This is a genomic window from Luteimonas sp. TWI382 (genome assembly GCF_039674545.1).
Classification (GTDB): Bacteria; Pseudomonadota; Gammaproteobacteria; order Xanthomonadales; family Xanthomonadaceae; genus Luteimonas.
This window is the reverse complement of sequence record NZ_JBDJNS010000018.1, coordinates 1-24,807: the sequence shown is the minus strand read 5'-3', so window position 1 is coordinate 24,807 and position 24,807 is coordinate 1. Positions and strand designations below refer to the sequence as shown.

Sequence of the window (24,807 nt, the reverse complement as noted above, 5' to 3'; positions counted from 1 at the left end):
CGGCGCGGACCGGTGAAGCGGACGACGGGAACGGGGCGAGAAATCACGAAGCGCTCAGCGCAGGCCGGTCTCGTTGCGGGCGATGACCAGCCGCTGGATCTCCGAGGTGCCCTCGTAGATCTCGGTGATCTTGGCGTCTCGGAAGTACCGCTCGATCGGCATTTCCTTCGAGTAGCCCATGCCGCCGTGGATCTGCAGCGCCTGATGGGTGATCCACATCGCGGTCTCGGACGCGGTGAGCTTGGCGATCGCCGCCTCGTTGCCGAAGCGCTGGCCCTGGCCCTTCGTCCAGGCCGCACGCAAGGTCAGCAGCAGCGCCGCATCGAGCCGGCACTTCATGTCGGCGATCTTGGCCTGGGTCATCTGGAACGCGCCGATCGGCTGGCCGAAGGCCTTGCGCTCCTTGACGTAGGCGATCGTCGCCTCATACGCGGCGCGGGCAATGCCGATCGCCTGCGAGGCGATGCCGATGCGCCCGGCATCGAGCACCCCCATCGCGATCTTGAAGCCCTGCCCTTCTTCGCCCAGCACCTCGTCGGGCTGGACGACATAGTCCTGGAACTCGATCTCGCAGGTCGCCGATGCGCGGATCCCGAGCTTGGGCTCCGTCTTGCCGCGATGGAAGCCCGCACGCTCGCCGTCGACCAGGAACGCGGTGACGCCGCGTGCGCCCTTGTCGGGGTCAGTCATCGCGAACAGCACGAAGTACTTGGCGACCGGGCCGGAGGTGATCCAGCTCTTCTTGCCATTGACCACGAAGCTGCCGTCGGCCTGCTTGACCGCGCGGCAGCGCATCGCGGTCGCATCCGAGCCCGACTGCGGTTCGGTCAGCGCGAACGCGCCGATCTCCCGCCCTTCGGCGATCGCCGAGACGTAGGTGCGCTTCTGGGCCTCGGTGCCGTGGGTCAGGATGCCGTTGCAGAACAGCGAATTGTTGACCGACATGATCGTCGAGTGCGCGGCATCGCCGGCGGCGATCTCGATCATCGCCAGCACGTAGGCGATCGGGTCCATGCCCGCGCCACCGTACTCGGCCGGCACTTCGATGCCCATCAGGCCGTTCTCGCCAAGCAGGCGGATGTTCTCCAGCGGGAACTCGCCCGTGCGGTCGAAGTGCTCGGCGCTGGGCGCGATCTTTTCTTTTGCGATCCGGCGCGCGATGTCCTGGATCATCAACTGCTCTTCGTTGAAACCGAACTCCACGGCCGCTCCGCTTCTGCATCAAGGTCAGCGGACAATTGTAGCGACGAACGCATCCCGACTGTGGGAGCGGACGTTGCGCACTGCAGCATGAATCCGCCCCGAACCCGTCCAGGCCGCAAGGCACACGCGTCGCGCCATCCGATATCGCGATGCGCCGCCGGACGGGCTGCAATGAATACGACGGCGTTGCTTGTGCCGGAACGCTGCGTTTGGCAAGGTACGGCGATTCGCGGGGCGCATCGGGATTCAGGGGAAGTCGGCAGGGAGCCGCCCATTCGTGTGCCCGACCGACCGTCCAACCCGGGGAACCCGATGCTCAAGAATCTGCTGATCACCAAGCCTATCCAGGCCCAACCGCGTGTCGACGCCGGCGAACCGGTCGAAGGCGGCCTGTCGGGCGAAGCCAGCTTCAAGCGCACGCTCACCGCCAAGCACCTGGTGATGCTGGGGCTGGGTGCGGTCATCGGCGCGGGCATCTTCGTGATCACCGGCACTGCGGCTGCCAATCACGCCGGGCCGGCGATCATGCTCAGCTTCGTCATCGCCGCCTTCGCCTGCGCGATGGCAGGCCTGTGCTACGCCGAGTTCGCAGCGATGATCCCCGCCTCGGGCAGCGCCTACAGCTACACCTACGCCACCCTGGGCGAGGCGCTGGCCTGGTTCGTCGGCTGGAGCCTGGTGCTCGAGTACCTGTTCGCGGCCTCCACGGTCGCCGTCGGCTGGTCGGGCTATACGGTCAGTTTCCTGGAGTCGTTCGGGCTCCATCTACCCGCGGCATTGACCCAGGCGCCGATCAACTTCTGTACCCACGAAGCCGCGCAGGCCGGCGCCTGCGAGTTCGGCCGGTTCGTGCTGACCGGCGCGCTGTTCAACCTGCCGGCGCTGCTGATCGTCGCCGCCGTGGGCACGCTGTGCTATGTCGGCATCACCCAGTCGGCCACCGCCAACGCGATCATCGTCTCGATCAAGGTCGTGGTGATCCTGCTGCTGCTGGCCTTTGGCGCCCAGTACGTGAATGTCGACAACTGGTTGCCGTTCATTCCCGAAAACCAGGGCGGCGACCGCTTCGGCTGGGAGGGCGTGCTGCGCGGCGCCTCGATCGTGTTCTTCGCCTACATCGGCTTCGACGCGGTCTCCACCGCCGCCCAGGAGGTCAAGAACCCGCAGCGCGACATGCCGATCGGCATCCTCGGCTCGCTGGTGCTGTGCACGCTGATCTACATCGCGGTCTCCGCCGTGCTGACCGGCATGGTGCCCTACACCGCGCTCGGCACCGCCAAGCCGGTGGCGACCGCGCTGGAGGCCTATCCGAGCCTCGCCTGGCTCAAGGTCCTGGTGGAAGTCGGCGCGATCGCCGGCCTGACCACGGTGATCCTGGTGATGCTGATGGGCCAGCCGCGGATCTTCTTCTCGATGGCCCAGGACGGGCTGCTGCCGCGCTTCTTCGGCGCGGTGCACAAGCGCTTCCGCACCCCGCACAAGGGCACCGTGCTGGTCGCCGCGGTCGCTGCGATCATGGCCGCGCTGCTGCCGATCCAGCTGCTCGGCGACGTGGTGTCGATGGGGACGCTGGTCGCGTTCGCGACCGTGTGCCTGGGCGTGATGGTGCTGCGTCGCACGCAGCCGGGACTGCACCGCCCGTTCCGCACGCCGGCCGTCTATGTCGTCGGCACGCTGGGCGTGCTGGCGTGCCTGGGGCTGGTGGCGATCATGCCGATGCTCAACTGGATGGTGCTGCTGGGCTGGACGGTGATCGGCTTCACGATCTACTTCGCCTACGGCTACCGGCACAGCAAGCTGCGCAACGCCCGCTGAGTTCCGTCCACGGCCCGCATCGCGCGGGCCGTGTCCGTTTCCGACTTGGCGCTGCGCGCCACTGCGAGATTCCGCGATGTCCATTCCCTCGACGGCCCGGAAGATCGGACCGGTGCTGGCGACGTTCATGGTCGCCAACAACATGATCGGCTCGGGCTTCTTCCTGTTGCCGGCCACGCTGGCACGCTCCGGTGCGGTGACGGCATTGTCGTGGCTGCTCGGCACGCTGCTGGCCGTGGCGCTGGGCGGTGCATTCGCGCGCCTGGCCCGGCAGTACCCGAACCTCGAATCGCCCGACGACTACATCCGCCCGACACTGGGCCGCGACATGGGCTTTCTGGCGTCCACGCTGTATTGGCTGTCGTCGTGGATCGGCAACAACGCGATCGCGGTGGCGGCGTTCGGCTACCTGATCATCCTGCTGCCGGTCGAGGCGACCCCCGGTGCGCAGGTCGTCGGGCAGGTCGTGCTGATCTGGTCGATGTTCGCGCTGAACCTGTTCGGGCCACGCACCATCGCCCGGTTCCAGTCGTTCTGCGTGGTGTTCGGCCTGCTGCCGGTCGCGGCGATCCTGATCGCCGGCTGGGCGCACTTCGATCCCGATCTGTACCTGGCCGGCTGGAACGTCAGCGGGCAATCGGACGCGGCGGTCGCGATCGGTTCGCTGTCGGTGGTGTTCTGGGCGTTCATCGGCCTGGAGACCGGGGCGATGGTCGCCGGTGTCGTCCGCGACCCGGACCGCAACGTGCCGATCGCCACGCTCGGCGGCATCCTGCTGGCCGGCGTCGTCTACCTGGTCTCCTCGGTGCTGATGATGGGCATCGTGCCGGTCGCCGAGCTCGCGCAATCGAGCGCACCATTCGCACTGGTCGCCGGCCAGATGTTCGGGGCCTGGGCGATCCCGGTGATCGCCGCAGCCGCCGCCCTGAAGGCCACCGGTACGCTCGGCGGCTGGATGCTGGTGACCGGCGAGTCGGGCGCACGCGCTGCCCAGCGCGGGTTCCTGCCGTCGATCTTCGGGCGGCTGCTGCGCAATGGCGCGGCCGGCACCGGCTTGCTGATCGTCGTGATCTCGATGACCGCGATTGCCCTGACCACCTTCTCCGACTCGGTGGCCAACCAGTTCGAGACCATCATCAACATGGCGGTGACGCTGGTGGTGATGGCCTATGCGGCCGCGGGCCTGAGCCTGTTGCTGGGCAACCGGACCCATGTCTCGGGTACGCGCGAGCGCCTGCTCGGCATGGGCGCCCTGCTCGCCTGCGGGCTGCTGGTCTGGTCGACGCCGATCGAGACGTTGATGGGCGCGGCGATCATCGCGCTGCTGGCCTGGGCCGGCTATCGCGGGTTCGGTCGCCGTGCACGGCCGGATACCGCGCCGTGACCGCGCCCCGCAAGGAGGACTACTGGTTTCCAGCCAAGTCCTTCGGCTGGGGCTGGGGCGCCCCACGGCGCTGGCAGGGTTGGGCGGTGCTGGCGGTCTATGCGCTCAGCGTCATCGTCGTGCTGCTGCGGTTTCCGCCGCAGCGCGATCCGGCCGCCTTCTTCGGCTGCCTGTCGCTGGCCACCGGTCTGTTGATCGCGACCTGCGCGCTGAAGGGCGAACCACCGCGCTGGCGCTGGCGTCGTTGAAGGACACGGGCGCGCGGTAGACTCTGCGCCATGCACGCACCGACGCCCTCCTTCGACCCCCACCGCCTGCGCGAGCTCGCAGGCGAGCTGATCGTCAATGTCCGCGAACTCGCCCAGGCCGGCTGGACGCCGGCGACCAGCAGCAACTTCTCGCAGCGCCTCGACGACCGCCACGCGGCGATCACGGTGTCGGGCCGCGACAAGGGCCGGCTGCAGGAAGGCGACATCATGGTCGTCGACTTCGACGGCCAGGCTGTCGGCAGCACCCATCGGCCGTCGGCCGAGACACTGCTGCATACCCAGCTCTATCGCCGGTTCCCCGAGGTCGGCTGCATCCTGCACACCCATTCGCCCAACCAGACCATCGCCTCGCGCCTGTACGCGGGGGCCGGGCATGTGCGCATCGAAGGCTACGAACTGCTCAAGGCCTTCGCCGGCAACGCAACCCACGAGACCGCGATCGACGTGCCGGTGCTGCCCAACAGCCAGCATATGCCCACGCTGGCCGCGCAGGTCGAATGCCTGCTCGATGCCGGCCCGATGTGGGGCTACCTGATCGACGGCCATGGCCTGTATGCCTGGGGCCGCGACATGGCCGAGGCGCGCCGGCACCTGGAAGCCTTCGATTTCCTGCTGCACTGCGAACTGGCGCTGCATCGACTGCGCGCTCGTTGACCTCCCGTTCCGCGCGTGCGTGGAACGCCCGCGTTCCGCGCCGGTCAACGCTGCCTTCCGGAGCAGCTGCTAGTCTGGCGCGCCCCTCTTTGCCCGAGCCAGACCGCCATGAGCCGCCTCCGCATCTTCGCCGACAACGCCCCTGATACGCCGCTGTTCGACAGCCGCGACGGCGAGGAGATCGCCCGCGAGCTCGGCGCACTGGGCGCGACCTTCGAACGCTGGGAAGCCTCGCAGCCGGTCGCCGCCGGCGCCTCGCCCGAGCAGGTGCTGGCCGCCTACAAGGCCGACATCGACCGCATCAGCGCCGAGCGCGGCTTCACCACGGTGGATGTGATCAGCATCGCGCCGGACAATCCCAACCGCGACGAACTGCGCAAGAAATTCCTCGACGAACACCTGCACAAGGAAGACGAGGTCCGCTTCTTCGTCGACGGCTCGGGGCTGTTCACGCTGCATGTCGAAGACAAGGTCTACGAGATCGAATGCGTCAAGGGCGACCTGATCCGCGTGCCGCACGGCGTGACCCACTGGTTCGACATGGGGCCGGAACCGCGCTTCGTGGCGATCCGCTTTTTCCAGCAGCCCGACGGCTGGATCGGCCACTTCACCGGCTCCGACATCGCCCAGCAGTTCCCGCGCTACGAGCCGGGCGCGCGCGACTGAACAACCCCGAGGCTGGCATCGCCCCGGCGCACGGCCGCCGGTGGCATCATGCCGCGTCCGTTTTGTCCGCAGTTCCGACGCGATGATCCTGACCGACATCGAAGGCACCACCAGCAGCATTTCGTTCGTCGAGGATGAGCGCGCAGGCCCTGCGTCCGCCGTCCAGGCGGACGCAATGCGCGCGAACGACCGGCCAGGGATGACCGGGCCGGTGCCAGGTGTGGGCGAGGATGCAACGCCAGGGACGGCCTCCTTTTCACGCGCGCGACGAGAGCAACAGATCGCATGATCCTCACCGACATCGAAGGCACCACCAGCAGCATTTCGTTCGTCAAAGACGTCCTCTTTCCCTATGCCCGCCGCGCCCTGCCCGGCTTCGTCGCCGCGCATGGCGCCGATCCCGAGGTCCGGCGCTGGCTGGACGTGGTGGCGACCGAGCACGGCGCGATGTGCGACGACGCGATGATCGTCGAGACGCTGCAGGGCTGGATCGACGAGGACCGCAAGCACACCGCACTCAAGGCCCTGCAGGGCAGGATCTGGGAAGCGGGCTACCGCGAGGCCGACTTCACCGCGCATCTCTATCCCGACGCGGCGCAGGCGCTGCGCCGCTGGCATGCGGCCGGCGAACGCCTGGCGGTGTACTCGTCCGGCTCGGTGCCGGCGCAGAAACTGTTCTTCGGGCACAGCGACGCCGGCGACCTGACCGGTCTGATCTCGGCCTGGTTCGACACCGAAGTCGGCGGCAAGCGCGAGGCGGCGAGCTATGCGCGCATCGCCGAGGCGTTGCAGCAGCCCCCGGACGCCATCGTGTTCCTGTCCGACGTGGTGGCCGAACTCGATGCCGCGCGCGACGCCGGGCTGCGCACGGTGCTGGTGGACCGCCTCGACGACTATCCCGAACCGCGCGATGCCGCCGCCGCGAACGGCCACCGCCGCGTGACCTCGTTCGACACGATCGATCCGGCAACCTGACCGCCCTCGTCTTGCGCCCGCGCTGAGCACCGCACGCGCGTCAAAACCGGCCTGCGGAGACGGAGGTCGAACGGCGAGCGCACCTGGGGGCAATCGCCGGGTGCGCATCGCCAACAGATGCCGCGTCGCGCGCGCCGCGCCGCCTTGTAACGAGAGCAATTCTCATTCCGTCATGGGCCGCGTGCGCTCGCTAGAATCGACGCACGCCGCAAGCCCGCCATCGCCAGCCAGCCGCGTACGACCCGCCCGCCAGCCCTCGCTCGCCAGCCGGTCATCTTTCGGAAAACCCGCGCCTGCGCGGGTTTTTGCGTTTCAGCGCTCGTCTGGTGCGCGATGGTCTTATCGTGCCGCGCTCGCCGCATCGTCCGACGCCGGACGGACAACCACCGCTCCCCATCGTCGCAGCGAAAGCAGGTCAGGACGGGCTTGCATGTACGCGTCGCCGAAACATCGCCGCGAGCGCCCCCCACCCCACCCCAGCCCTCCCCCGCACGCAGGGGAGGGAGCACCGCAGCGCTGCGTTCGACCGGGATACGGCCCAGGCCCGCACCGCGTACAGCGGCTGTGCATTCCCTACCCCGCATGCGGGGAGGGAGCACGGCAGCGCTGCGTTCGACGGGATACGGCCCAGGCCCGCACCGCGCATAGCGGCTGTGCGCCCCCTCCCCCGCATGCGGGGAGGGAGCACGGCAGCGCTGCGTTCGACGGGATACGGCCCAGGCCCGCACCGCGTACAGCGGCTGTGCATTCCCTCCCCCGCATGCGGGGAGGGAGCACGGCAGCGCTGCGTTCGACGGGATACGACACAGGCCCGCACCGCGTACAGCGGCTGCGCATTCCCTCCCCCGCATGCGGGGGAGGTCGACGCGCAACGCGCGGCGGGTGGGGGCAAGTTCGAGCCCCGTTGGCCCCGCATCGCGCGGCCCAGGCCACACCGACGCGATCAACGTCTGCGCGACGCGATCGCGCGCGTCGTCAATGGCCGCCATGGCCCTCGGCCGGGGCATCGCCGGCCAGCGGGCGGACGTCGAACTGGACCTGCTGCGCAGGCGCATGTTCGAAGTGCAGCGTCGCCTCGACCGTGGCGCCGGCGCGCAACGGCTCGACCGGGTCGATGAACATCAGGTGGTAGCCACCTGGGCGCAGTTCGACCTCCGTGCCGGCGGCGAGCGGGACGCCGTCGGGCAGTTCGCGCATGCGCATCATGCCGCCGTCGTGGCGCATCTCGTGGATCTCCACTGCAGCGGAGGCGGTGCTCTCCACCGACACCAGCCGATCGTCGCCGGCACTGCGCAATGTCAAGTAACCACCGGCCACCGCCGCGTTGGGCGGGGTCTCGCGGATCCAGGCGTTCGACACCGCGACCTGGGCGGCATCGGTCCCGGTCGCCGGCGCGGGGCCTTCCGGCGACGACGGTTGGCAGGCGGCCAGGGCCAGGGCGGTCAGGCCGGCGGCAAGAAGACCGAAACGGGGATGGCGCATCCGAGTACTCCACTGCGACGCCTGCGGCGCCTGGCCGGCCATTATCGCCGGCTGCGGACGTGGTGCCTGCGACCGGGTGTCGCAGCCCCGCCCGCCGCGTGCCGGTATCCTTGTGCGCATGCACGATTCCGCACGCGACGTCCTGACCCCGAGCCAGCTCAACACCCTCGCCCGCGGGCTGCTGGAGGACAGCTTCCCCCAGGTCGCAGTCGAGGGCGAGTTGTGCAACGTCTCACGCCCGGCGTCGGGCCATATGTACTTCACGCTCAAGGACGCGCGCGCCCAGGTGCGCTGCGCGCTGTTCCGGCAGAAGAGCCAGTGGCTGCGCTTCGTGCCCCGCGACGGCATGCTGGTGCGTGCGCGCGGCCGGGTGACGCTGTACGAGGCGCGCGGCGACTACCAGTTGATCCTCGACACGCTCGAAGAAGCCGGCGAAGGCGCGTTGCGGCGGGCCTTCGATGCGCTCAAGGCCCGGCTGCAGGCCGAGGGCCTGTTCGAGGCCGAGCGCAAACGCCCGCTGCCGGCGTTTCCGCGGCGCCTGGGCGTGATCACCTCGCCATCGGGCGCAGCGGTGCGCGACGTGCTCAGCGTGCTGGCGCGGCGCTTCCCGCTGCTCGAGGTCGAGGTGCTGCCGACCCTGGTCCAGGGCGTGGACGCGCCTGGGCAACTGCTGCGCACGCTGCAGCGCGCGGGCGAGAGCGGGCGCTACGACGTACTGCTGCTGACCCGCGGCGGTGGCTCGCTCGAGGACCTGTGGGCCTTCAACGACGAGGCGCTGGCGCGCGCGGTGGCCGCCTCGCCGGTGCCCGTGGTCTCGGCCGTCGGGCACGAGACCGACTTCAGCCTGACGGACTTTGCCGCCGACCTGCGCGCACCCACGCCGTCGGCCGCTGCCGAACTACTGACGCCCGACCGCAACGACCTGCTCGGGCGCGTGCGCCAGTTGCAACGTCAGGTCGACGCCGTGCAGTTGCGCACGCTGCAGGCCTGCGCGCAGCGGCTCGACCGTGCGGCGCTGCGCCTGCAGGCCACCCGCCCGCAGGCGCGGCTCGACGCCCTGCGCCAGCGGCAGGACGCAGCGCTGCGCCGGCTGCAGGCTGCCCAGCGGCAACAGCTGCAGCAGCGTCAGGCGCGGCTCCAGCATGCCGGCGCGGTGCTGCGCGCGGCCTCGCCGCAACGCCGGCTCGCCCAGTTGCACCAGCGCCTCGATGCGCTGCAGGCGCGCCCGCAGGCCGCGGTCGCCCGTCGGCTGCAACGCGACGCGCTGCACCTGCGCGGGCTGGCGCGCTCGCTCGAGGCGGTGAGCCCGCTGGCGACGATCGCGCGCGGTTACAGCATCCTGCAGCGCGACGACGGCCGCATCGTGCGCAGCACCGCCGACGCCGCGCCCGGCGATCGGCTCGACGCCCGCGTCGGCGATGGCACGCTTCGGGTCGAGGTGCAGTAGCGCGGCGCGGTCCGCCCTCGCCCGGCGATCACGCCGGGGCTGGCACGATGACCGGCGATCTGTCGCTGGAGTACACGGACCGATGACCAAGGCCTCCGACCTGTTCGTCTCGGCGCTGGAAGCCGAAGGCGTGACCCATGTCTTCGGCATCCCGGGCGAGGAGAACCTCGACCTGCTCGAATCGCTGCGCGCGTCCACGATCGAGCTGGTGCTCACCCGCCACGAGCAGGCCGCAGGCTTCATGGCCGCGACCTGGGGACGGCTGACCGGGCAAGCCGGCGTCTGCCTGTCGACACTGGGCCCCGGCGCGACCAACCTCGTCACGCCGGCCGCCTACGCCCAGTTGGGCGCGATGCCGATGTTGATGATCACCGGCCAGAAGCCGATCCGGACCAGCAAGCAGGGGCATTTCCAGATCGTCGACGTGGTCGACATGATGCGGCCACTGACCAAGTCGACCCATCAACTGGTGTCCGCCGACGCCATCCCCGCGCGCGTGCGCGACGCGTTCCAGCGGGCGATGGAGGAACGTCCTGGCGCCACCCATCTCGAACTGCCCCAGGACATCGCCAGCGACGACACCGATGCGCGCCTGTTGCCTGCCCCCTACACGCGCCGTCCATTGGCCGAGCACAAGGCGATCGCGCATGCCGCGCAGGCGATTCGCAATGCCCGGCATCCGCTGCTGATGATCGGCGCCGGCGCCAACCGCAAGACCACGGCCAAGATGCTGCGGGCCTTCGTCGACCGGCTCGGCATCCCGTTCTTCAGCACCCAGATGGGCAAGGGCGTGCTGGACGAGACGCATCCGCTGTGGCTCGGCACCGCCGCGCTGTCGGATCACGATTTCGTGCACCGCGCGATCGATGCTGCCGACTGCATCGTCAACATCGGCCACGATGTCATCGAGAAACCGCCGTTCTTCATGCACCGCGGCCGGCGCACGGTGATCCACGTCAACTACGAAAGCGCCGTCGTCGATCAGGTGTACTTTCCGCAGATCGAGGTCATCGGCGACATCGCCAATACGGTCTGGCAACTGGCCGAGGCGCTGGACGCCCCGCAGCCGCACTGGGATTTCACGTTCTTCGATCGCGTGCGGACCGTGCTGTGCCGGAACATCGCCGAACTCGCCGCCGACGACCGTTTCCCCGTGCACGTACCGCACTTGGTCAAGACGCTGCGCGATGCGATCGACCCGCGCGACATCGTCTGTCTCGACAACGGCCTGTACAAGCTGTGGTTCGCGCGCAACGACCGGTGCCGCGCGCCCAACACCCTGCTGCTGGACAACGCACTGGCGACCATGGGCGCCGGCCTGCCCTCGGCGATCGCAGCCAGGTTGGTGCACGGCGACCGCAAGATCGTCGCAGTCTGCGGCGACGGCGGCTTCATGATGAATTCGCAGGAGTTGGAAACCGCTGTGCGCCTGGCGCTCGACCTGGTGGTCATCGTGCTGCGCGACGATGCCTACGGCATGATCAAGTGGAAGCAGCAGCACGAGGATTATCCGGTGTACGGCATGGACTACGGCAATCCCGACTTCGTGCATTACGCACAGAGCTACGGCGCGCGCGGCCATCGCCCCACCAGCGCCGCCGCCTTCGCACACACGCTGCGCACCGCGCTGGACACGCCGGGCGTGGATCTGATCGATCTGGCCATCGATTATCGCGACGACGACGCCCTGCTCAACACCGAGATTCCCGCGCGCAGCGCCGCGATCGACTGATCGCCGCCGCGTCCTTCCGCCTTTCGACTCCGGAGCGCCCAATGGCCAAGCACAAGACCGCCCCCAAGACCGCCGGGCTCGCCCGCCGCTACCCCTACTACCTCGCCAACGTCGCGGTCGCGGCGAACGCCGATCTCGAAGTCCGCGACAAGTACAGCGGACAGGTCGCCACGCGCGTGGCGATGGGCGATGCGACGGCGATCCGCAAGGCGATCGTCGCCGCGCACAAGGCCCGCGAGGCGATGGCCGCGTTCGCGCCCGACCAGCGCCGCGATGTGCTCGAGCACTGCGTGCGCCGGTTCGAAGAACGCGCCGAGGAGCTCGCTCTGGCGCTGTGCATCGAGGCCGGCAAGCCGATCAAGGACGCGCGCGGCGAAGTGACGCGCCTGATCGACACCTTCCGCATCGCCGCCGGCGAGGCGACCCGGCTCGACGGCGAGGTCGTCGAGCTGCAGATCTCGTCGCGCACCCGCGGCTATCGCGGCATGGTCAAGCGCGTGCCGGTGGGCGTGTGCAGCTTCATCACCCCGTTCAACTTCCCGTTGAACCTGGTCGCGCACAAGGTGGCACCGGCGATCGCGGCCGGCTGTCCGTTCGTGCTCAAGCCCGCAGCCAAGACCCCGGTCGGCGCGCTGATCATCGGCGAGATCCTGGCCGAGACCGACCTGCCCAAGGGCGCGTTCTCGGTGATCCCCTGCAGCAACGAGGACGCCGCCGCGCTGACCGAGGATGCGCGCATCGCGTTGCTGAGCTTCACCGGCGGCCTGGTGGGCTGGGACCTCAAGGCGCGCGCCGGCAAGAAGAAGGTCGTGCTGGAGCTGGGCGGCAACGCCGCCTGCATCGTCGACGAGGACCCCGGCGCGAGCCTGGACCACGTGGTCGAGCGGCTGGTGTTCGGGGCCTATTATCAGTCCGGGCAGAGCTGCATCGGCGTCCAGCGCATCTATGCGCATCGCGCGATCCACGACGCGCTGCGGCGCAAGCTCAAGAAGGCCGTCGGCGCACTGCGCATGGGCGATCCGCGCGACGAGACGACCTTCATCGGTCCGGTGATCGACGCCGATGCGGCCGACCGCATCCAATCGTGGATCGATGCCGCGCGCAAGGGCGGCGCCAAGGTGATCGCCGGCGGCAAGCGCGAAGGCACGATGATTCCGGCCACGCTGCTGGAAAAGGTGCCGCGCGACGCCGACCTGCAGCGCAAGGAGGTGTTCGGTCCGGTCGCGCTACTCGAGCCGGTGGACAGCTTCGACGAGGCGATCGCGCGGGTCAACGACAGCGATTTCGGCCTGCAGGCCGGCGTGTTCACCGGCAACCTCGCCCACGCGATGCGCGCCTGGGATCGGATCGAGGCCGGCGGCGTGATCGTCGGCGACGTGCCGAGCTTCCGCGTCGACAACATGCCCTACGGCGGCATCAAGGACTCGGGTATCGGCCGCGAAGGCGTGCGCTATGCGATCCGCGACATGTGCGAGGATCGGCTGCTGGTGATCCGCGACCCGGTCTGAGCCCGTGGGGCGCCGCCTGTGATCAGGCGATGGCGCGGCGGGTCGGATCGCCCGCATGTGCCGGCGCAGCCGCGACCTCATGCCCCCTGCCACGCAGCGCCTGTGACGCCTCCGGGTCGTCGCCCTGCGCGTGGGGGTCGAACACCCGGACCTGCCGCCGACCATTGCGCTTGGCCGCATACATCGCCTGGTCGGCCTGGCGCATGAGCGCGGCCAGGCTGTAGCCGCCCGTGATCGCGCTGGCCACGCCGAAACTGGCCGCGATCCGGAACCCATACCCCTGGGCCTGGGTGTCGACGCCGGCCAGCCGCGCCTGCGCATCGCCGGCCAAGCGGCGTCCGGCAGACTCGTCCAGCCCCGGCAACAACAGTGCGAACTCCTCGCCGCCCAGCCGACCGAAGCTGTCGATCTCCCGGCACAGCGGCTGCACACGGACTGCCACCTGCTGCAGGGCCCAGTCGCCGGCTGCATGCCCGTGGCGGTCGTTGACCAGCTTGAAGTGGTCGAGATCGAACATCACCAGCACCGCCGGCATGCGCTCGCGCGCGCACTGCGCGAGTGCGGCTTCGGCCCGCTCGCTGAAGTGCTGCCGATTGCTGATACCGGTCAGCGCATCGACCTCGGTCATCCGCTTCAGGCGCATCTGCAGGCGCTTGGTCTTGTAGGCCCAGTAGCCGACCGACGCGACCAATCCCACCAGCACCAGCGTCAACAGCAGCCAGCTGCGCGCGCGCTGCTCGGTGACACTGCGCTCGAGTTCGAGCAACTGATTCTTCTGGCGCAGCAGCTCGATCTGCTGGGCCTGCTGCAGCGACTGGTGGCGCACGACCTGATACGCCATTTCGCGTGTTTTCACATCGTTGAAATGGGCGCGCTCGGCATCGACATACTGCCGATAGGCTGCCAGCGCGGCCACCGCATCGCCCTTGGCCAATGCCAGTTCGTACTGGACCCGATGGGCGGTGACGCGCGCCTCGGTGGACGTCGCATCCTGGCTGTTGGCGAGTGCGGCCTCGGCGTGCGCGCGTGCCGCGGCAGGCTGCCCGGCGCGTTGGCTCAATGCCGCAAGCGCCGCGCGGGTCTGCGCGATCAGGAACGGGTAGCCGGTGCGCTCGACCGCAGCCAGTCCGCCGCCGAGCAGCGCCAAGGCCTCCTCCCATCTGCCGCGCGTGTCCCATTGGCGGGCGATATGCAGGCGGACGAACCCCGCGAAGATCGGCTCGCCCTGCGCAGTGCACCGATCCAGCGCGCTCTGCCCGGCCGCATCGGTAAAGGACTGCCCGAGCCCATTGATCGCCTCGAGCAGCACACCGCCGGCCGCGCAGGCATTGCGCCCGTCTGGATCTTCGCGCAGCACGCGCTCGGCATACTGCTGTGCCTGGCCGAACTCCCCCACCTGGTTGTAGACGATCGCCGCGACCATCAGGCCGCGATGGCGCAGCTGCGCGTCCTCGACCTGGTCGGCCAGCGGCAGCATCGTCTCGAGCATCCGCAGTGCGTCCTCGAAGCGCCGCTGGACCGCGTAGATGTTCGCGAGCATCGACGCGGTCTCGAAACGGGCCACCGGATCGGCCGTCGACGCCAGCAATGCCGTCAGCTGGTCGGTGGCGATGGCCGACTGCCCGCTGGTCATCATCCGGTGCACCCGCAGCAGTTGCACCCGTGCGCGCTGGGCCTCGGTCGCGGTCTCGAGATGGCCGGCCATGTCGCGCAGCAACGCGTCCACGCGCTGGGGATCGGACGTCCTGAGCGCACTCGCCTCTTCGATCAGCGCATCGAGCGCGTCGCCGGCCAGTGCCACCTGCGACAGGACGATCCCGACCAGAAGCAGACCCAACCGCCAGCGCGCGCGCGATCGCACGTCCCGCGCATCGCCGGCCACGGCCTCACGCGGAGCGTTCGCCCGGATCATCGTCATCGCGCCGGTCGCCGTCATCGTCCTGATCCGGTTCATCCTGCGGGGGTTCGCTCTGTCCGTCGTCGGGAGTCATGATCATGCAGGCCACGATCGCCGGCACGCTCGTCCCGTCGGCCAGGAAGGCCAGTACCGCATCGGCGACTTCCGGACCGACCGGATCGAACGCGGTTCCGGCCCCCGCCGATTCCAGCAACGCGACAACGTCGAGCATGTCCCCCCCAGTCGTTCTCGATTGTGCTCAGTCGGCCGCGCCCGCGGCGCCTGCCGACCATGCCATGCCCACGTCCCGCTCCAGCGCCTTTCCCGGCGGCACCACCAGCGTCGTGTGCTGGTGCAATCTCGCCTGCGCCAGCGCCTCGAACGGCAGCCGCTCGAGGCGGGGCCGCACGGTGGGCAGCGTAGCAGCTTCGTAGAGCGTCACAACATGTCCGGGCGGGTAATCCCGGGCCAGGCGGGCGACCAGCGCGGCGCGCTCCGCGCCGGTGCTGTGGAACCGCCCGGTGTCGCGGACCCCGGCCACCCCGACCTGCCACAGCACCAGCCAGGCAGCAGGGTCGACGATCCGTCGGTAGAACAGGAACTGGCTGGCCTCGTAGTGCTGGCAACCGACGTCGCCCGGATCGATCCCCAGATCCGCGTACAGACAGTCCTCGGCCGAGATCCCCGGCTCCATGACGGCCTGAAAGCCCTCGGCACGGGCCGCCGCGATCGCCTGGTGGGGCACCTGCGCGAACACCCCCGGGTGGCCGTAGAACGCACCGCACACATCGCGCCCGGCGCGCACCTCGGCCAGCATCGCAGCGATCATGCCGGCATAACTGCGGTGCCGGGAGCGGCCCTCGCGATAGAACGGCTGCAGGCTGCGGACATCCGCATTCATGCTCCGCACCCACAGCTCGACCAGCGGATCGGAGACGGCGACGAAGACGACCTCCGCCGTCTCGATATGGCGTCTGGCGCGTGGCCCCAGATGCGCGCCGAGCATCATGCCGACACCGACGCAGGCCAGCCGCCCCCTGCCTTCCATCGTCAACTCCCCTGCACGAGCGCGGAATCTAATCGGCAGATGCACCGCCGGCAAGCGCGCGCCAGGCCGTGCGACCGAGACGCCAGCGCTGCCAGCCCTCCACCGGCGCAGCGCGCACGAACCCCAGGCGCCGCATCAGGCCGACGGCGGCTGCATGGCCGGCCCGGTGCCGGGTCCACAGCGCCTCGAATGCGCCGGTGCCGAGCGCGACCTCGCACAGATGCCCCAGCGCCGCGGTCGCTACCCCCTGCCGTTGCGCCGCAGGCGCCAGCAACAGCCCGGTCTCGGCGTCCCGACCGGCCGCATCGGGCACCAATGACAGCAATCCCTGCGCGCCGGCGGCAGTCTCCAGCCGCCAGAACCGGGCGGCAGGCGGGTCGCCCCGCATTTGCCGACGCGCCGCAGCGAATGCACGGGTCGCGGCGGAACGATCGAGCGCCGGGCCGACCTGCCGCATCGTCGCCGGATCGCCGTACAGGGCGACAAACAGGGCGGCGTCATCGTCGGCCAGCAGCGTCGCGCGCACCCCGACGGCCTCGAAATTCCCGGGCCACACGCAAGGCCGCCTCACCGGCCCCGCGCGGTCAGCACGCGCTCGACATCGGCCAGCGACAGCCCGCGCGCGTGCAGCAGCACCAGCAGGTGGTACAGCAGGTCGGCGCTCTCGCCCAGCAGGTCGTCGTCGCCTTGCGCGACGGCTGCCAATGCAGTCTCCACGCCCTCCTCGCCGACCTTCTGGGCGATCCGGCGGATGCCGCCGTCGAACAGCCGCGTCGTGTAGCTGCCGTCCGGCCGCTCGCGTGCGCGCTGCGCGACGCGCGCATCCAGTTCGGCCAACACACCGCCCGGGGCGGACGGGAAACAGCTGGGCCGCTGCAGATGGCAGGTCGGCCCCTGCGGCCGGGCCAGCACCAGCAGCGTGTCGGCATCGCAATCGGCCGCGACCGAGACCAGTTCGAGCACGTGGCCCGACTGTTCGCCCTTGGTCCAAAGCCGACCCTTGCTGCGGCTGAAGAACGTCACCTGCCCCAGCCGGCGCGTGGCATCGAGCGCGTCGCGATCCATGTAGCCGAGCATCAGCACGCGCAACGTGTCGGCGTCCTGGACGATCGCCGGCAGCAGGCCGTCGCCCTTGCTCCAGTCCAGGCGCGCCGGGTCGAAGGACATGTCGGTCATGGCATCGTCCTGGGGCGCATTGGGGGGCGCGGCCGTCGGGCCCTGGTCGCGAAGGTCAGACATCGCGCACCGCCACGCCGGCCGCGCGCAGCTCGCGCTTGAGGTCGGGAATCGCGATGCGGCCGCTGTGGAACACGCTGGCAGCCAGCGCGCCGTCGACATCCGCCTGCACGAACGCGTCGACGAAATGCGCGGTCTCGCCGGCCCCGCCCGAGGCGATGAGCGGCACCTCGCACAGTGCTCGTGCCTGACGCAGTTGCGCGATGTCATAGCCGCGGCGCACGCCGTCGTTGTCCATGCAGTTGAGCACGATCTCGCCGGCCCCCAGACGCTGGGCCTCGACGATCCAGTCCAACGTGCGCATCGCCAGCGCGCGGGTGCGATCCGGGTCGCCGGTGTGGCTGCGCACCCGCCACTGACCGTCGGCCTCGCGGATCGAATCGATGCCCACGACCACGCACTGCACGCCGAACGCGTCGGCCAGTTCGGCGATCAGCGCCGGGCGCTCGAGCGCTGGGGTATTGATCGAGATCTTGTCGGCGCCGGCATGCAGCACCGCGCGCGCGGTGGCGACGTCGCGGATGCCGCCGGCGACGCAGAATGGGATATCGATCAGCCGCGACACCCGTTCGACCCAGCCACGATCGACCGAGCGGCCCTGGGGACTGGCGGAGATGTCGTAGAACACCAGTTCATCGGCGCCCGCATCGCGGTAGCGCAGCGCCAGTTCGGCGATATCGCCCATGTCGACATGGTCGCGGAACCGCACGCCCTTGACCACGCGCCCCTCGCGCACGTCCAGGCAGGGAATGATCCGCCGGCTCAGCATGCCAGCGCATCCCGCAGTGCGAAGCGGCCTTCAAGCAATGCGCGGCCGAGCACGATGCCGGCGCAGCCCTGCGCACGCGCCGCGACGATGTCGTCGAGTGCGCGTACGCCGCCCGACGCCTGCACCTGCAGCGCCGGCGCCAGCGCGCGCAGGTGCGCGTACAGCGCGCTGTTGGGCCCCGACAGCATGCCGTCGCGGGCGATGTCGGTGCTCAGCAGGTGACGCAGCCCGACCTGCGCATAGCGCACCGCCAAAGTGTCGAAGGTGGCCTCGGCGGTCTGCGTCCAGCCGTGCACCGGCAGACGCCAGACCCCGCTGGCATCCTGCCGCGTGTCGAGCGCCACGGTGATGCGCTCGGCACCGAAGCGCTCGATCCAACCGGCCACCGCATCGGCATCGCGCACCGCGAGCGAACCCACGACCACGCGGGCCGCGCCGGCATCGAGGATTCGCGCGACGTCGTCGGCGCTGCGCACGCCGCCGCCGGTCTGCACCTGCAGGCCGGTGGCCTGACGGATGCGCGCCAGCAACGGTGCGAGCGTGAAGCCGCCCGCACGTGCGGCGTCGAGATCGACCAAGTGCAGCCACGTCGCGCCCGCGTCGGCGTAGGCCCGGATCTGGGCCAGTGGATCGTCGCTGTAACGCGTCTCGCGCGCATAGTCGCCCTGCGCCAGCCGGACCACGCGACCATCGCGGATGTCGATGGCGGGATAGACGGTGAAACCGCTCATGCACGGACTCCAGCATCGAACGATGGAGACAGGAAGTTGCGCAGCAGCTGCGCGCCGACCGCGGCCGAACGCTCGGGATGGAACTGCGCACCGGCGACCAGGCCCCGCTGCACGGCAGCGGCGAATGGCTGGCCGTGGGCGCAGGCAAGGATGCAGTCGGCGGTCACCGGGGCTGCATAGCTGTGCACGAAGAAGGCGTGTGCACCGTCGTCGATGCCGGTGCGCAACGCGCTGTCGGCCCGCGGCTGCAGCCGATTCCAGCCCATGTGCGGCACCCGGATACCGGGGCCGCCGTGAAGCCGGGCGACCGTGCCGCGCAGCAGGCCCAGCCCCTCGACATCGCCTTCCTGCGAGCGCTCGAACAGCAGTTGCATGCCCACGCAGATGCCCAGCAGCGGCCGGTCCAGTGTCCGCAGGACCTCGACCAGATCGAGCGCCCGCAGCCGCGTCATGACCTGCGCCGCGGTGCCGACCCCGGGCAGGATCACGCGGTCTGCGCCGCGGATCGCCTCGGCATCGGTGACCAGCGCCGCCCGCACCCCCAGGCGCTCGAACGCGTAGCGCACCGAGCCGGTGTTGGCGCCGCCCGCGTCCACGATCACCACGCGCATCACAGCACGCCCTTGGTGCTCGGCAGCGCGGCCCCGTCGCGGCGCACCGCCTGGCCCAGCGCGCGGGCGAAGGCCTTGAAGCAGGCTTCCACCTTGTGGTGGTCGTTGTCGCCCTCGACCTTGAGGTGCAGGTTCAACGCCGCCGAGTCGCAGACCGAGCGGAAGAAATGCGCGACCAGTTCGGTCGGCAGGTCGCCGACACGCTCGCGCCGGAATGTGCCGTCGAACACCAGGTACGGACGCCCGCCGAAGTCGAGCGCGGCGCTGGCAAGGGTCTCGTCCATCGGCAGCATGAAGCCGTAGCGGGCGATGCCACGCTTGTCGCCGAGCGCCGCGCGCAACGCCTGGCCAAGCGCGATGCCGACATCCTCGACGGTGTGGTGTTCGTCGATCTCCAGGTCGCCCTCGGCCTGCACGGTCAGCGCGATGCCGCCGTGCTTGCCGATCTGATCGAGCATGTGGTCGAAGAACGGAAGCCCCGTGGACACCTGCGCATCACGCGCGGCATCGAGGTCGAGCTCGACCCGGATGCGGGTCTCGCGCGTGTTGCGCACGATGCGCGCGCAGCGCGGCGCATCACACAGCGCGTGCGCGATGCCGGGCCAGTCCCAGTCGCCGCCGAACTGCGGGCTCCGCAGCTTGAAGCCACGGATGCCCAGGTTGTCGGCGAACTGCAGGTCGGTGTCGCGATCGCCGACCATCGCCGAGGCGTCGAGATCGATGCCGCGGTCGCGCAGGTAGTGCATCACCAGCCCCAGGCCCGGCTTGCGCGTGGGCGCGTTGTCGGCCGGCCAGCTGCAATCGACCAGCACCTCGCGGAACGTGATGCCCTGGCTTTCGAAGATCTGCAGCATCAGGTCGTTCGGGCCGTCGAAACTGGCGCGCGGGTAGCCCTCGGTGCCCAGGCCGTCCTGGTTGGTAATGATGACGAACTCGAACCCGGCATCGCGCAGCCGCAGCAGCGCCGGGATCACGCCCGGCACGAAGCGCAGCTTCTCGTAGGCGTCGATCTGATAGTCGGCCGGCTCCTCGATCAGGGTGCCGTCGCGGTCGACGAACAGGATCTTGGTTCCGCTCATGCCACGACCTCCAATGTCTGCAACGCCTGGACGACACCTGCGTTCTGCGTCGGCGTACCGACCGTGATGCGCAGCGCATCGCCCAGCCCGGGCGCGGCGCGCTGGTCGCGCACGACGATGCCGGCGGCCAGCAGTGCCGCGAACGCGCGCGAGGCGTCGGCGAAGCGCACCAGCAGGAAGTTGCCGGCCGACGGATACACCTGGCGCACGCCCGGCGTCGCCGCCAGCGCGGCCGCCAACCCATCGCGCTCGGCGATCGTCTGTGCCACGCGCGCGCGGGTCTGCGCGAGCGCCGCGTCGGCGAGCCCGGCCAGCGCCAGCTCGGCGCAGGGCGTGGGCACCGGATACGGCGCCTGGCAGCGCCGCAGCACCGCGATCAACGCCGGGTCGCCGATTGCCACCCCGATCCGCGCCGCCGCCAGGCCATGCGCCTTCGACAGTGTCCGCAGCACCACCAGGTTGGCGTGGGCGTCGAGCCGCGTGGTCGCCGACGGCGCGTCGGCGAACTCCACGTAGGCCTCGTCCACGACGACGACAGCGCGCCCGTCGAGCGCAGTGGCCAACGCCGCGACATCGGCCAGCGGCACCAGGCCACCGGTCGGGTTGGACGGCGAGCACAGGAACACCAACCGCGCGCCCCGCGCGAGCGCGGTTTCGCGCACGGCATCGACATCGAGCGCAAAGCCGTCGGCGCCATCGCGCAACGGCACCTCGGCGAACGGCGCGCCCTGCAGCCGGGCGCTGACCGCGTACATGCCGAACACCGGGGGCGTCGCGAGCACGGCGTCGCGCCCGGGCACGCACAACGCACGCACCAGCAGGTCGATCGCCTCGTCGCTGCCGCGGCCGATCAGCAAGCGCGAGGCCTCCACGCCGTACAGCGCGGCCAGTCGCGCCTGCAGCGCGGGCGGCTGTGGCGCCGGATACCGGCGGCACTGGCCGTCGGCATCGCCGGGATTCGCCCACGGTGCCTCGTTGGCATTGAGCCAGATCTCGCCCTGGAGCGCCTGGGTCCGCGCCGAGGCATAGCCGGAGAATGCGCGCAGGTCGTCGCGCACCAGATCGAGCACCGTGCTCATGCGCCCGCCCTCGCCAGCCGCAGCGCGACCGCGTTGGCGTGCGCGTCCAGGCCTTCGGCGCGCGCCAGCGTCACCGCATCGGGTCCGATCGCGCGGATGCCCGCGGCGTCGGCGCTCTGCACGCTGACCAGGGTCTGGAAGCTGGACACGCCAACGCCGCTCCAGGCGCGCGCGGCGCCGCCAGTCGGCAGTACGTGGTTGGTGCCACTGCAGTAGTCGCCCAGCGCCTCGGGGGTCCAGTCGCCCAGGAACACCGAACCGGCGACCTCGACCCGGTCGAGCCAGTCGCGCGGCGCGCGCAGGGCCAGGATCAGATGCTCGGGCGCATAACGGTTGCTGATGTCGAACGCGACCTCCAGCGTCGGCACCCGCAGCAACCGCGAGCGCGCCAGCGCCCGGCGCGCGATGTCGGCGCGCGGCAGCGCACCAAGCTGGGTCGCCAGCTCGACGCGCACGCGGCGCAGCAGCGCCTCGTCGTCGCTCAGCAGCAGCACTTGCGAGTCGGCCCCGTGCTCGGCCTGCGACAGCAGATCGGCCGCGACGAACGCCGCGTCGGCGCCGGCATCGGCGATCACCAGCACCTCCGACGGGCCGGCCGGCATGTCGATCGCGACCGTGCCCGACTGCGCCGCCTGCTGTTTGGCTTCGGTGACAAACGCATTGCCCGGCCCGAACAGCTTGTCGCAGGCCGGTACCGACGCGGTGCCGAACGCCATCGCCGCAATCGCCTGCGCGCCGCCGAGCTTGAATACCCGGTGCACGCCGGTCAGCCGCGCGGCGACCAGCACCGCCGGATCGGCGCTGCCGTCCGGGCGCGGCGGCGTGCACAGCACGACCTCGCGGCAACCGGCCAGCCGGGCCGGCACACCGAGCATCAATGCGGTCGAAGGCAGCGGCGCGGTCCCGGCCGGCACGTACAGCCCGACCCGCGGAATCGGCCGCACGATCCGTGCGCACTCCACGCCATCGGCGGTCTGCACGGCGTAGCCGTCGACCCTGCCCGCGGCATGGAAGCGCTCGATCCGCGCGGCGGCGTTGGCCATTGCCTCGCGCAAGCGCGGCGAGACCTCGGCCTCGGCCGCGGCGAATTCGTCGGCGCCGACTTCGAAATCGTCGAGCGCGACGCGGTCGAAGCGTTCGGTCAACGCGCGCAGTGCGGCGTCGCCGCGTGTACGCACCTCGTCGAGCACGTCGGCGACGGCCGCGCGCGTCTGCGCGGCGACGGTTTGCGTCGGGCGGCGCAGCAGTTCGGCCTGCGCTGCCGCATCGGCGGCCGACCAGTCGACGATCGCCGGAATCGCGCCGTCCAGCGAAAAGCGGGCGTTGAGGTTCATGCCAGCATCCGCTCCACCGGCAGCACCATCAGCCCGGCCGCGCCGGCCTGCTTGAGCGCCTCGAGCCGCGGCCAGGTCAGCTCGCCGTGGCACAGCACCTGCAACGCGACCGTCTCGCTGCCGTCGACCTGCAGCAACGTCGGCGGCTCGGCGTCGGGCAACAGCTTGAGCAGCGCATCGACGCCGTCGCGACGCGATTGGAACATCAACAGGCGGCTGTCGCGCAGCCGCATCACGCCGTCGAGGCGGCGCAGCAGCAGGGCGGCCAGGTCGCCCCGCACATCGGAGAACGGCTGCACCGGGCCGGCCAGCACCGCCTCGCTGGTCATCAGCGTGACCGCGGGCTTGAGCTGATTGGCGGTCAACGTCGCGCCGCTGGACACCAGGTCGCAGATCACGTCGGCCTGGCCCAGCCGCGGCGCGATCTCGACCGAACCCGACAGCGTGACGATGCTCGCCTGCACCCCCTGCGCGTCGAGCCATTGCTGCAGCAGGCCTGGGTAGCTGGTCGCGATGCGGCTGCCCTGCAATTGCGCCGGGCCCGACCAGTCCTGCGACTCGGGAATCGCGATGTCGAGCCGGCAGCCGCCGAAGCCGAGCGCACGGACCGCCTTGGACACCTGCGGCAGGCCGCGCAAGGCCCGGTCGGCCGCGACCTCGTCGAGCACGTTGCGGCCGACGATGCCGTAATCGCAGACGCCATCGGCGAGCAGCCCGGGGATGTCGTCGTCGCGGACCAGCAACAGGTCGACCGGCAGCGTCTCGCCGTAACAGAACAGCTTGTCGCGGCTCTCGCGCCACGACAGGCCGCATGACGCCAGCAACGCCCGCGCCGGCTCGCTGAGCCGGCCGGATTTCTGGATCGCGATACGCAGGCGGTCGCGCGCGGCGCCGCCAGTGACAGGACTCATCGGGAAACCTCAGTGGGAATCGGGGGACGCAGGACGCCCGACACGACGCGCTGCGATCGCATAGCCGCCGGCGCCGCGGTCGAGCGTGCGTGCGACGCGGCCGACGGTGGTCACGCTGACGCCGGTGCGCTCGTGGATCTCGCGATACGGCACGCCCTGCTGCAGCAGCGGCACGACCCGCCACCGGTCGACCAGCGCCTCGAGCTCGGCCGGCGTGCACAGGTCGTCGAGGAACCGGGCGACCTCATCGGCGGTCTTCAGCGCCGCAAACGCGCGTGCCAGCGCTTGCAGCGAGGCGCTGGCTTCGTGGTCGGGCAAGGGTTCGGGGCGTTGCTTCACGGGTGGTGGAGACGTGTCAATGTAATAGCGTGTTAGTACATTACGCCTTTCCGATTCGAAGTCAACCGGGCTGGCGGCGCCGTCCAGCGGCGATGCACGCACTCCCCGCGCATCGCGTCATCGCCGCAGGCCGTTCGCAGGGCGCCGACTGGACCGCAGCGTTCCACCGCCCTCGCCTGCCGATCCCGGAAGATCCTGCCTCGACTCTCAGATTCGGGGGCGCAATGCGCGACCGATTGCAGGCCCTGCTCGATGCCGGGCGCGACGACGCCCTGCTGCGCTTCGGGCTGGGCAATGCCTGCCTGCAGGCAGGCGACCCGGCCTCGGCCGCGACCCATCTGGCCGCCGCCACCCGGCACGATCCGGACTACTCGGCCGCGTGGAAACTGCTCGGCAAGGCGTTGCTGACGCAAGGGCGCGACGCGGATGCCGAAGCGGCCTGGCGCGCCGGGCTCGACGCCGCGGCGCGGCGTGGCGACGTGCAGTCGTCCAAGGAGATGACGGTGTTCCTGCGGCGGATCGAGCGCGCACGCCAGGCGAAGGCCTGATCCACCAGCCAAAACAGAACAGGCAGAACCGGCCGCACAGTGTTGATAATTGAATCAAAACGATCACGACCCCGCTCGATTACGCCCCCA

At 70.2% G+C, this 24,807-nt stretch carries 26 protein-coding genes; 11 read left to right on the top strand and 15 right to left on the bottom strand.

The features are described from left to right. Positions 1-54: 54 nt before the first annotated feature. Positions 55-1,203, bottom strand: coding sequence for an acyl-CoA dehydrogenase family protein (locus ABE505_RS11930; protein ID WP_346444679.1), 1,149 nt, complete (start codon positions 1,201-1,203; stop codon positions 55-57). A 312-nt stretch (positions 1,204-1,515) separates the two neighbouring features. Between ABE505_RS11930 and ABE505_RS11925 the strand changes: the two genes are divergently transcribed. The 7 genes from ABE505_RS11925 to mtnC all read left to right on the top strand — a co-directional run bounded on the left by ABE505_RS11925 (position 1,516) and on the right by mtnC (position 6,966). Next, a complete protein-coding gene (locus ABE505_RS11925; protein ID WP_346444680.1) occupies positions 1,516-3,018 on the top strand; it encodes an amino acid permease in 1,503 nt (500 codons plus the stop codon). A 76-nt stretch (positions 3,019-3,094) separates the two neighbouring features. Continuing rightward, complete coding sequence (locus ABE505_RS11920; RefSeq protein WP_346444682.1) at positions 3,095-4,402, top strand: amino acid permease; 1,308 nt, start codon at positions 3,095-3,097, stop codon at positions 4,400-4,402. Further along, the gene (locus ABE505_RS11915; protein ID WP_346444684.1) at positions 4,399-4,650 is read left to right on the top strand and encodes a hypothetical protein; all 252 of its coding nucleotides are present in this window, start codon (positions 4,399-4,401) and stop codon (positions 4,648-4,650) included. The genes ABE505_RS11920 and ABE505_RS11915 overlap by 4 nt, the downstream gene beginning before the upstream one ends. Positions 4,651-4,680: 30 nt before the next feature. Further along, a complete protein-coding gene (locus ABE505_RS11910; protein ID WP_346444686.1) occupies positions 4,681-5,325 on the top strand; it encodes a methylthioribulose 1-phosphate dehydratase in 645 nt (214 codons plus the stop codon). A gap of 108 nt (positions 5,326-5,433) precedes the next feature. Then, positions 5,434-5,991 (top strand): acireductone dioxygenase, encoded by a 558-nt coding sequence (locus ABE505_RS11905; RefSeq protein ID WP_346444688.1) that lies wholly within the window; start codon positions 5,434-5,436, stop codon positions 5,989-5,991. Between the two features lie 82 nt (positions 5,992-6,073). After that, positions 6,074-6,280, top strand: a complete 207-nt coding sequence (locus ABE505_RS11900; protein ID WP_346444690.1) for a hypothetical protein — start codon at positions 6,074-6,076, stop codon at positions 6,278-6,280. Then, positions 6,277-6,966 (top strand): acireductone synthase, encoded by a 690-nt coding sequence (mtnC, locus tag ABE505_RS11895; RefSeq protein ID WP_346444692.1) that lies wholly within the window; start codon positions 6,277-6,279, stop codon positions 6,964-6,966. Before ABE505_RS11900 ends, mtnC begins: the two co-directional genes overlap by 4 nt. A 975-nt stretch (positions 6,967-7,941) precedes the next feature. Here mtnC and ABE505_RS11890 read toward each other — a convergent pair. Then, positions 7,942-8,448 (bottom strand): copper chaperone PCu(A)C, encoded by a 507-nt coding sequence (locus tag ABE505_RS11890; protein WP_346444694.1) that lies wholly within the window; start codon positions 8,446-8,448, stop codon positions 7,942-7,944. Between the two features lie 118 nt (positions 8,449-8,566). Between ABE505_RS11890 and xseA the strand changes: the two genes are divergently transcribed. The 3 genes from xseA to ABE505_RS11875 all read left to right on the top strand — a co-directional run bounded on the left by xseA (position 8,567) and on the right by ABE505_RS11875 (position 13,135). Beyond that, complete coding sequence (xseA, locus tag ABE505_RS11885) at positions 8,567-9,895, top strand: exodeoxyribonuclease VII large subunit (protein WP_346444696.1); 1,329 nt, start codon at positions 8,567-8,569, stop codon at positions 9,893-9,895. Positions 9,896-9,977: 82 nt separating this feature from the next. Next, the gene (locus ABE505_RS11880; protein ID WP_346444697.1) at positions 9,978-11,627 is read left to right on the top strand and encodes an acetolactate synthase large subunit; all 1,650 of its coding nucleotides are present in this window, start codon (positions 9,978-9,980) and stop codon (positions 11,625-11,627) included. Positions 11,628-11,668: 41 nt separating this feature from the next. Continuing rightward, positions 11,669-13,135 (top strand): aldehyde dehydrogenase family protein, encoded by a 1,467-nt coding sequence (locus tag ABE505_RS11875; RefSeq protein WP_346444699.1) that lies wholly within the window; start codon positions 11,669-11,671, stop codon positions 13,133-13,135. Positions 13,136-13,157: 22 nt separating this feature from the next. Here the strand turns inward: ABE505_RS11875 and ABE505_RS11870 are convergent, their stop codons facing one another. Genes ABE505_RS11870 through ABE505_RS11810 form a run of 13 tightly spaced genes read right to left on the bottom strand, consistent with a single transcriptional unit; the run spans position 13,158 to position 24,169 of the window. Further along, positions 13,158-15,071 (bottom strand): GGDEF domain-containing protein, encoded by a 1,914-nt coding sequence (locus ABE505_RS11870; protein ID WP_346444701.1) that lies wholly within the window; start codon positions 15,069-15,071, stop codon positions 13,158-13,160. Further along, positions 15,022-15,264, bottom strand: coding sequence for a hypothetical protein (locus ABE505_RS11865; RefSeq protein WP_346444703.1), 243 nt, complete (start codon positions 15,262-15,264; stop codon positions 15,022-15,024). Before ABE505_RS11865 ends, ABE505_RS11870 begins: the two co-directional genes overlap by 50 nt. A gap of 27 nt (positions 15,265-15,291) precedes the next feature. Continuing rightward, a complete protein-coding gene (locus ABE505_RS11860) occupies positions 15,292-16,080 on the bottom strand; it encodes an SAM-dependent methyltransferase (protein ID WP_346447481.1) in 789 nt (262 codons plus the stop codon). Between the two features lie 28 nt (positions 16,081-16,108). After that, complete coding sequence (locus ABE505_RS11855; protein WP_346444707.1) at positions 16,109-16,606, bottom strand: GNAT family N-acetyltransferase; 498 nt, start codon at positions 16,604-16,606, stop codon at positions 16,109-16,111. Positions 16,607-16,647: 41 nt separating this feature from the next. Then, a complete protein-coding gene (gene hisIE / locus ABE505_RS11850) occupies positions 16,648-17,256 on the bottom strand; it encodes a bifunctional phosphoribosyl-AMP cyclohydrolase/phosphoribosyl-ATP diphosphatase HisIE (protein WP_346444708.1) in 609 nt (202 codons plus the stop codon). 55 nt (positions 17,257-17,311) lie between these two features. Next, the gene (hisF, locus tag ABE505_RS11845) at positions 17,312-18,085 is read right to left on the bottom strand and encodes an imidazole glycerol phosphate synthase subunit HisF (protein ID WP_346444710.1); all 774 of its coding nucleotides are present in this window, start codon (positions 18,083-18,085) and stop codon (positions 17,312-17,314) included. Beyond that, positions 18,079-18,816 (bottom strand): 1-(5-phosphoribosyl)-5-[(5-phosphoribosylamino)methylideneamino]imidazole-4-carboxamide isomerase, encoded by a 738-nt coding sequence (gene hisA, locus ABE505_RS11840; RefSeq protein ID WP_346444712.1) that lies wholly within the window; start codon positions 18,814-18,816, stop codon positions 18,079-18,081. Before hisA ends, hisF begins: the two co-directional genes overlap by 7 nt. Next, positions 18,813-19,430, bottom strand: a complete 618-nt coding sequence (gene hisH / locus ABE505_RS11835) for an imidazole glycerol phosphate synthase subunit HisH (protein ID WP_346444714.1) — start codon at positions 19,428-19,430, stop codon at positions 18,813-18,815. Before hisH ends, hisA begins: the two co-directional genes overlap by 4 nt. Further along, complete coding sequence (gene hisB / locus ABE505_RS11830; protein ID WP_346444716.1) at positions 19,427-20,506, bottom strand: bifunctional histidinol-phosphatase/imidazoleglycerol-phosphate dehydratase HisB; 1,080 nt, start codon at positions 20,504-20,506, stop codon at positions 19,427-19,429. Before hisB ends, hisH begins: the two co-directional genes overlap by 4 nt. Then, positions 20,503-21,585 carry a histidinol-phosphate transaminase gene (gene hisC, locus ABE505_RS11825; RefSeq protein ID WP_346444718.1) on the bottom strand — a complete coding sequence of 361 codons (1,083 nt, stop codon included), beginning with the start codon at positions 21,583-21,585 and terminating at the stop codon, positions 20,503-20,505. The genes hisB and hisC overlap by 4 nt, the downstream gene beginning before the upstream one ends. Next, a complete protein-coding gene (gene hisD / locus ABE505_RS11820; RefSeq protein WP_346444719.1) occupies positions 21,582-22,919 on the bottom strand; it encodes a histidinol dehydrogenase in 1,338 nt (445 codons plus the stop codon). The genes hisC and hisD overlap by 4 nt, the downstream gene beginning before the upstream one ends. Then, a complete protein-coding gene (gene hisG / locus ABE505_RS11815; protein ID WP_346444721.1) occupies positions 22,916-23,830 on the bottom strand; it encodes an ATP phosphoribosyltransferase in 915 nt (304 codons plus the stop codon). The genes hisD and hisG overlap by 4 nt, the downstream gene beginning before the upstream one ends. Positions 23,831-23,839: 9 nt before the next feature. Beyond that, entirely contained in the window at positions 23,840-24,169 is a 330-nt protein-coding gene (locus ABE505_RS11810) for a YerC/YecD family TrpR-related protein (RefSeq protein WP_346444723.1), read from the bottom strand. 224 nt (positions 24,170-24,393) lie between these two features. Between ABE505_RS11810 and ABE505_RS11805 the strand changes: the two genes are divergently transcribed. Then, positions 24,394-24,717: a tetratricopeptide repeat protein gene (locus ABE505_RS11805; RefSeq protein ID WP_346444724.1), complete on the top strand. Its 324-nt coding sequence runs from the start codon at positions 24,394-24,396 to the stop codon at positions 24,715-24,717. The last annotated feature ends 90 nt before the right edge of the window (positions 24,718-24,807 follow it).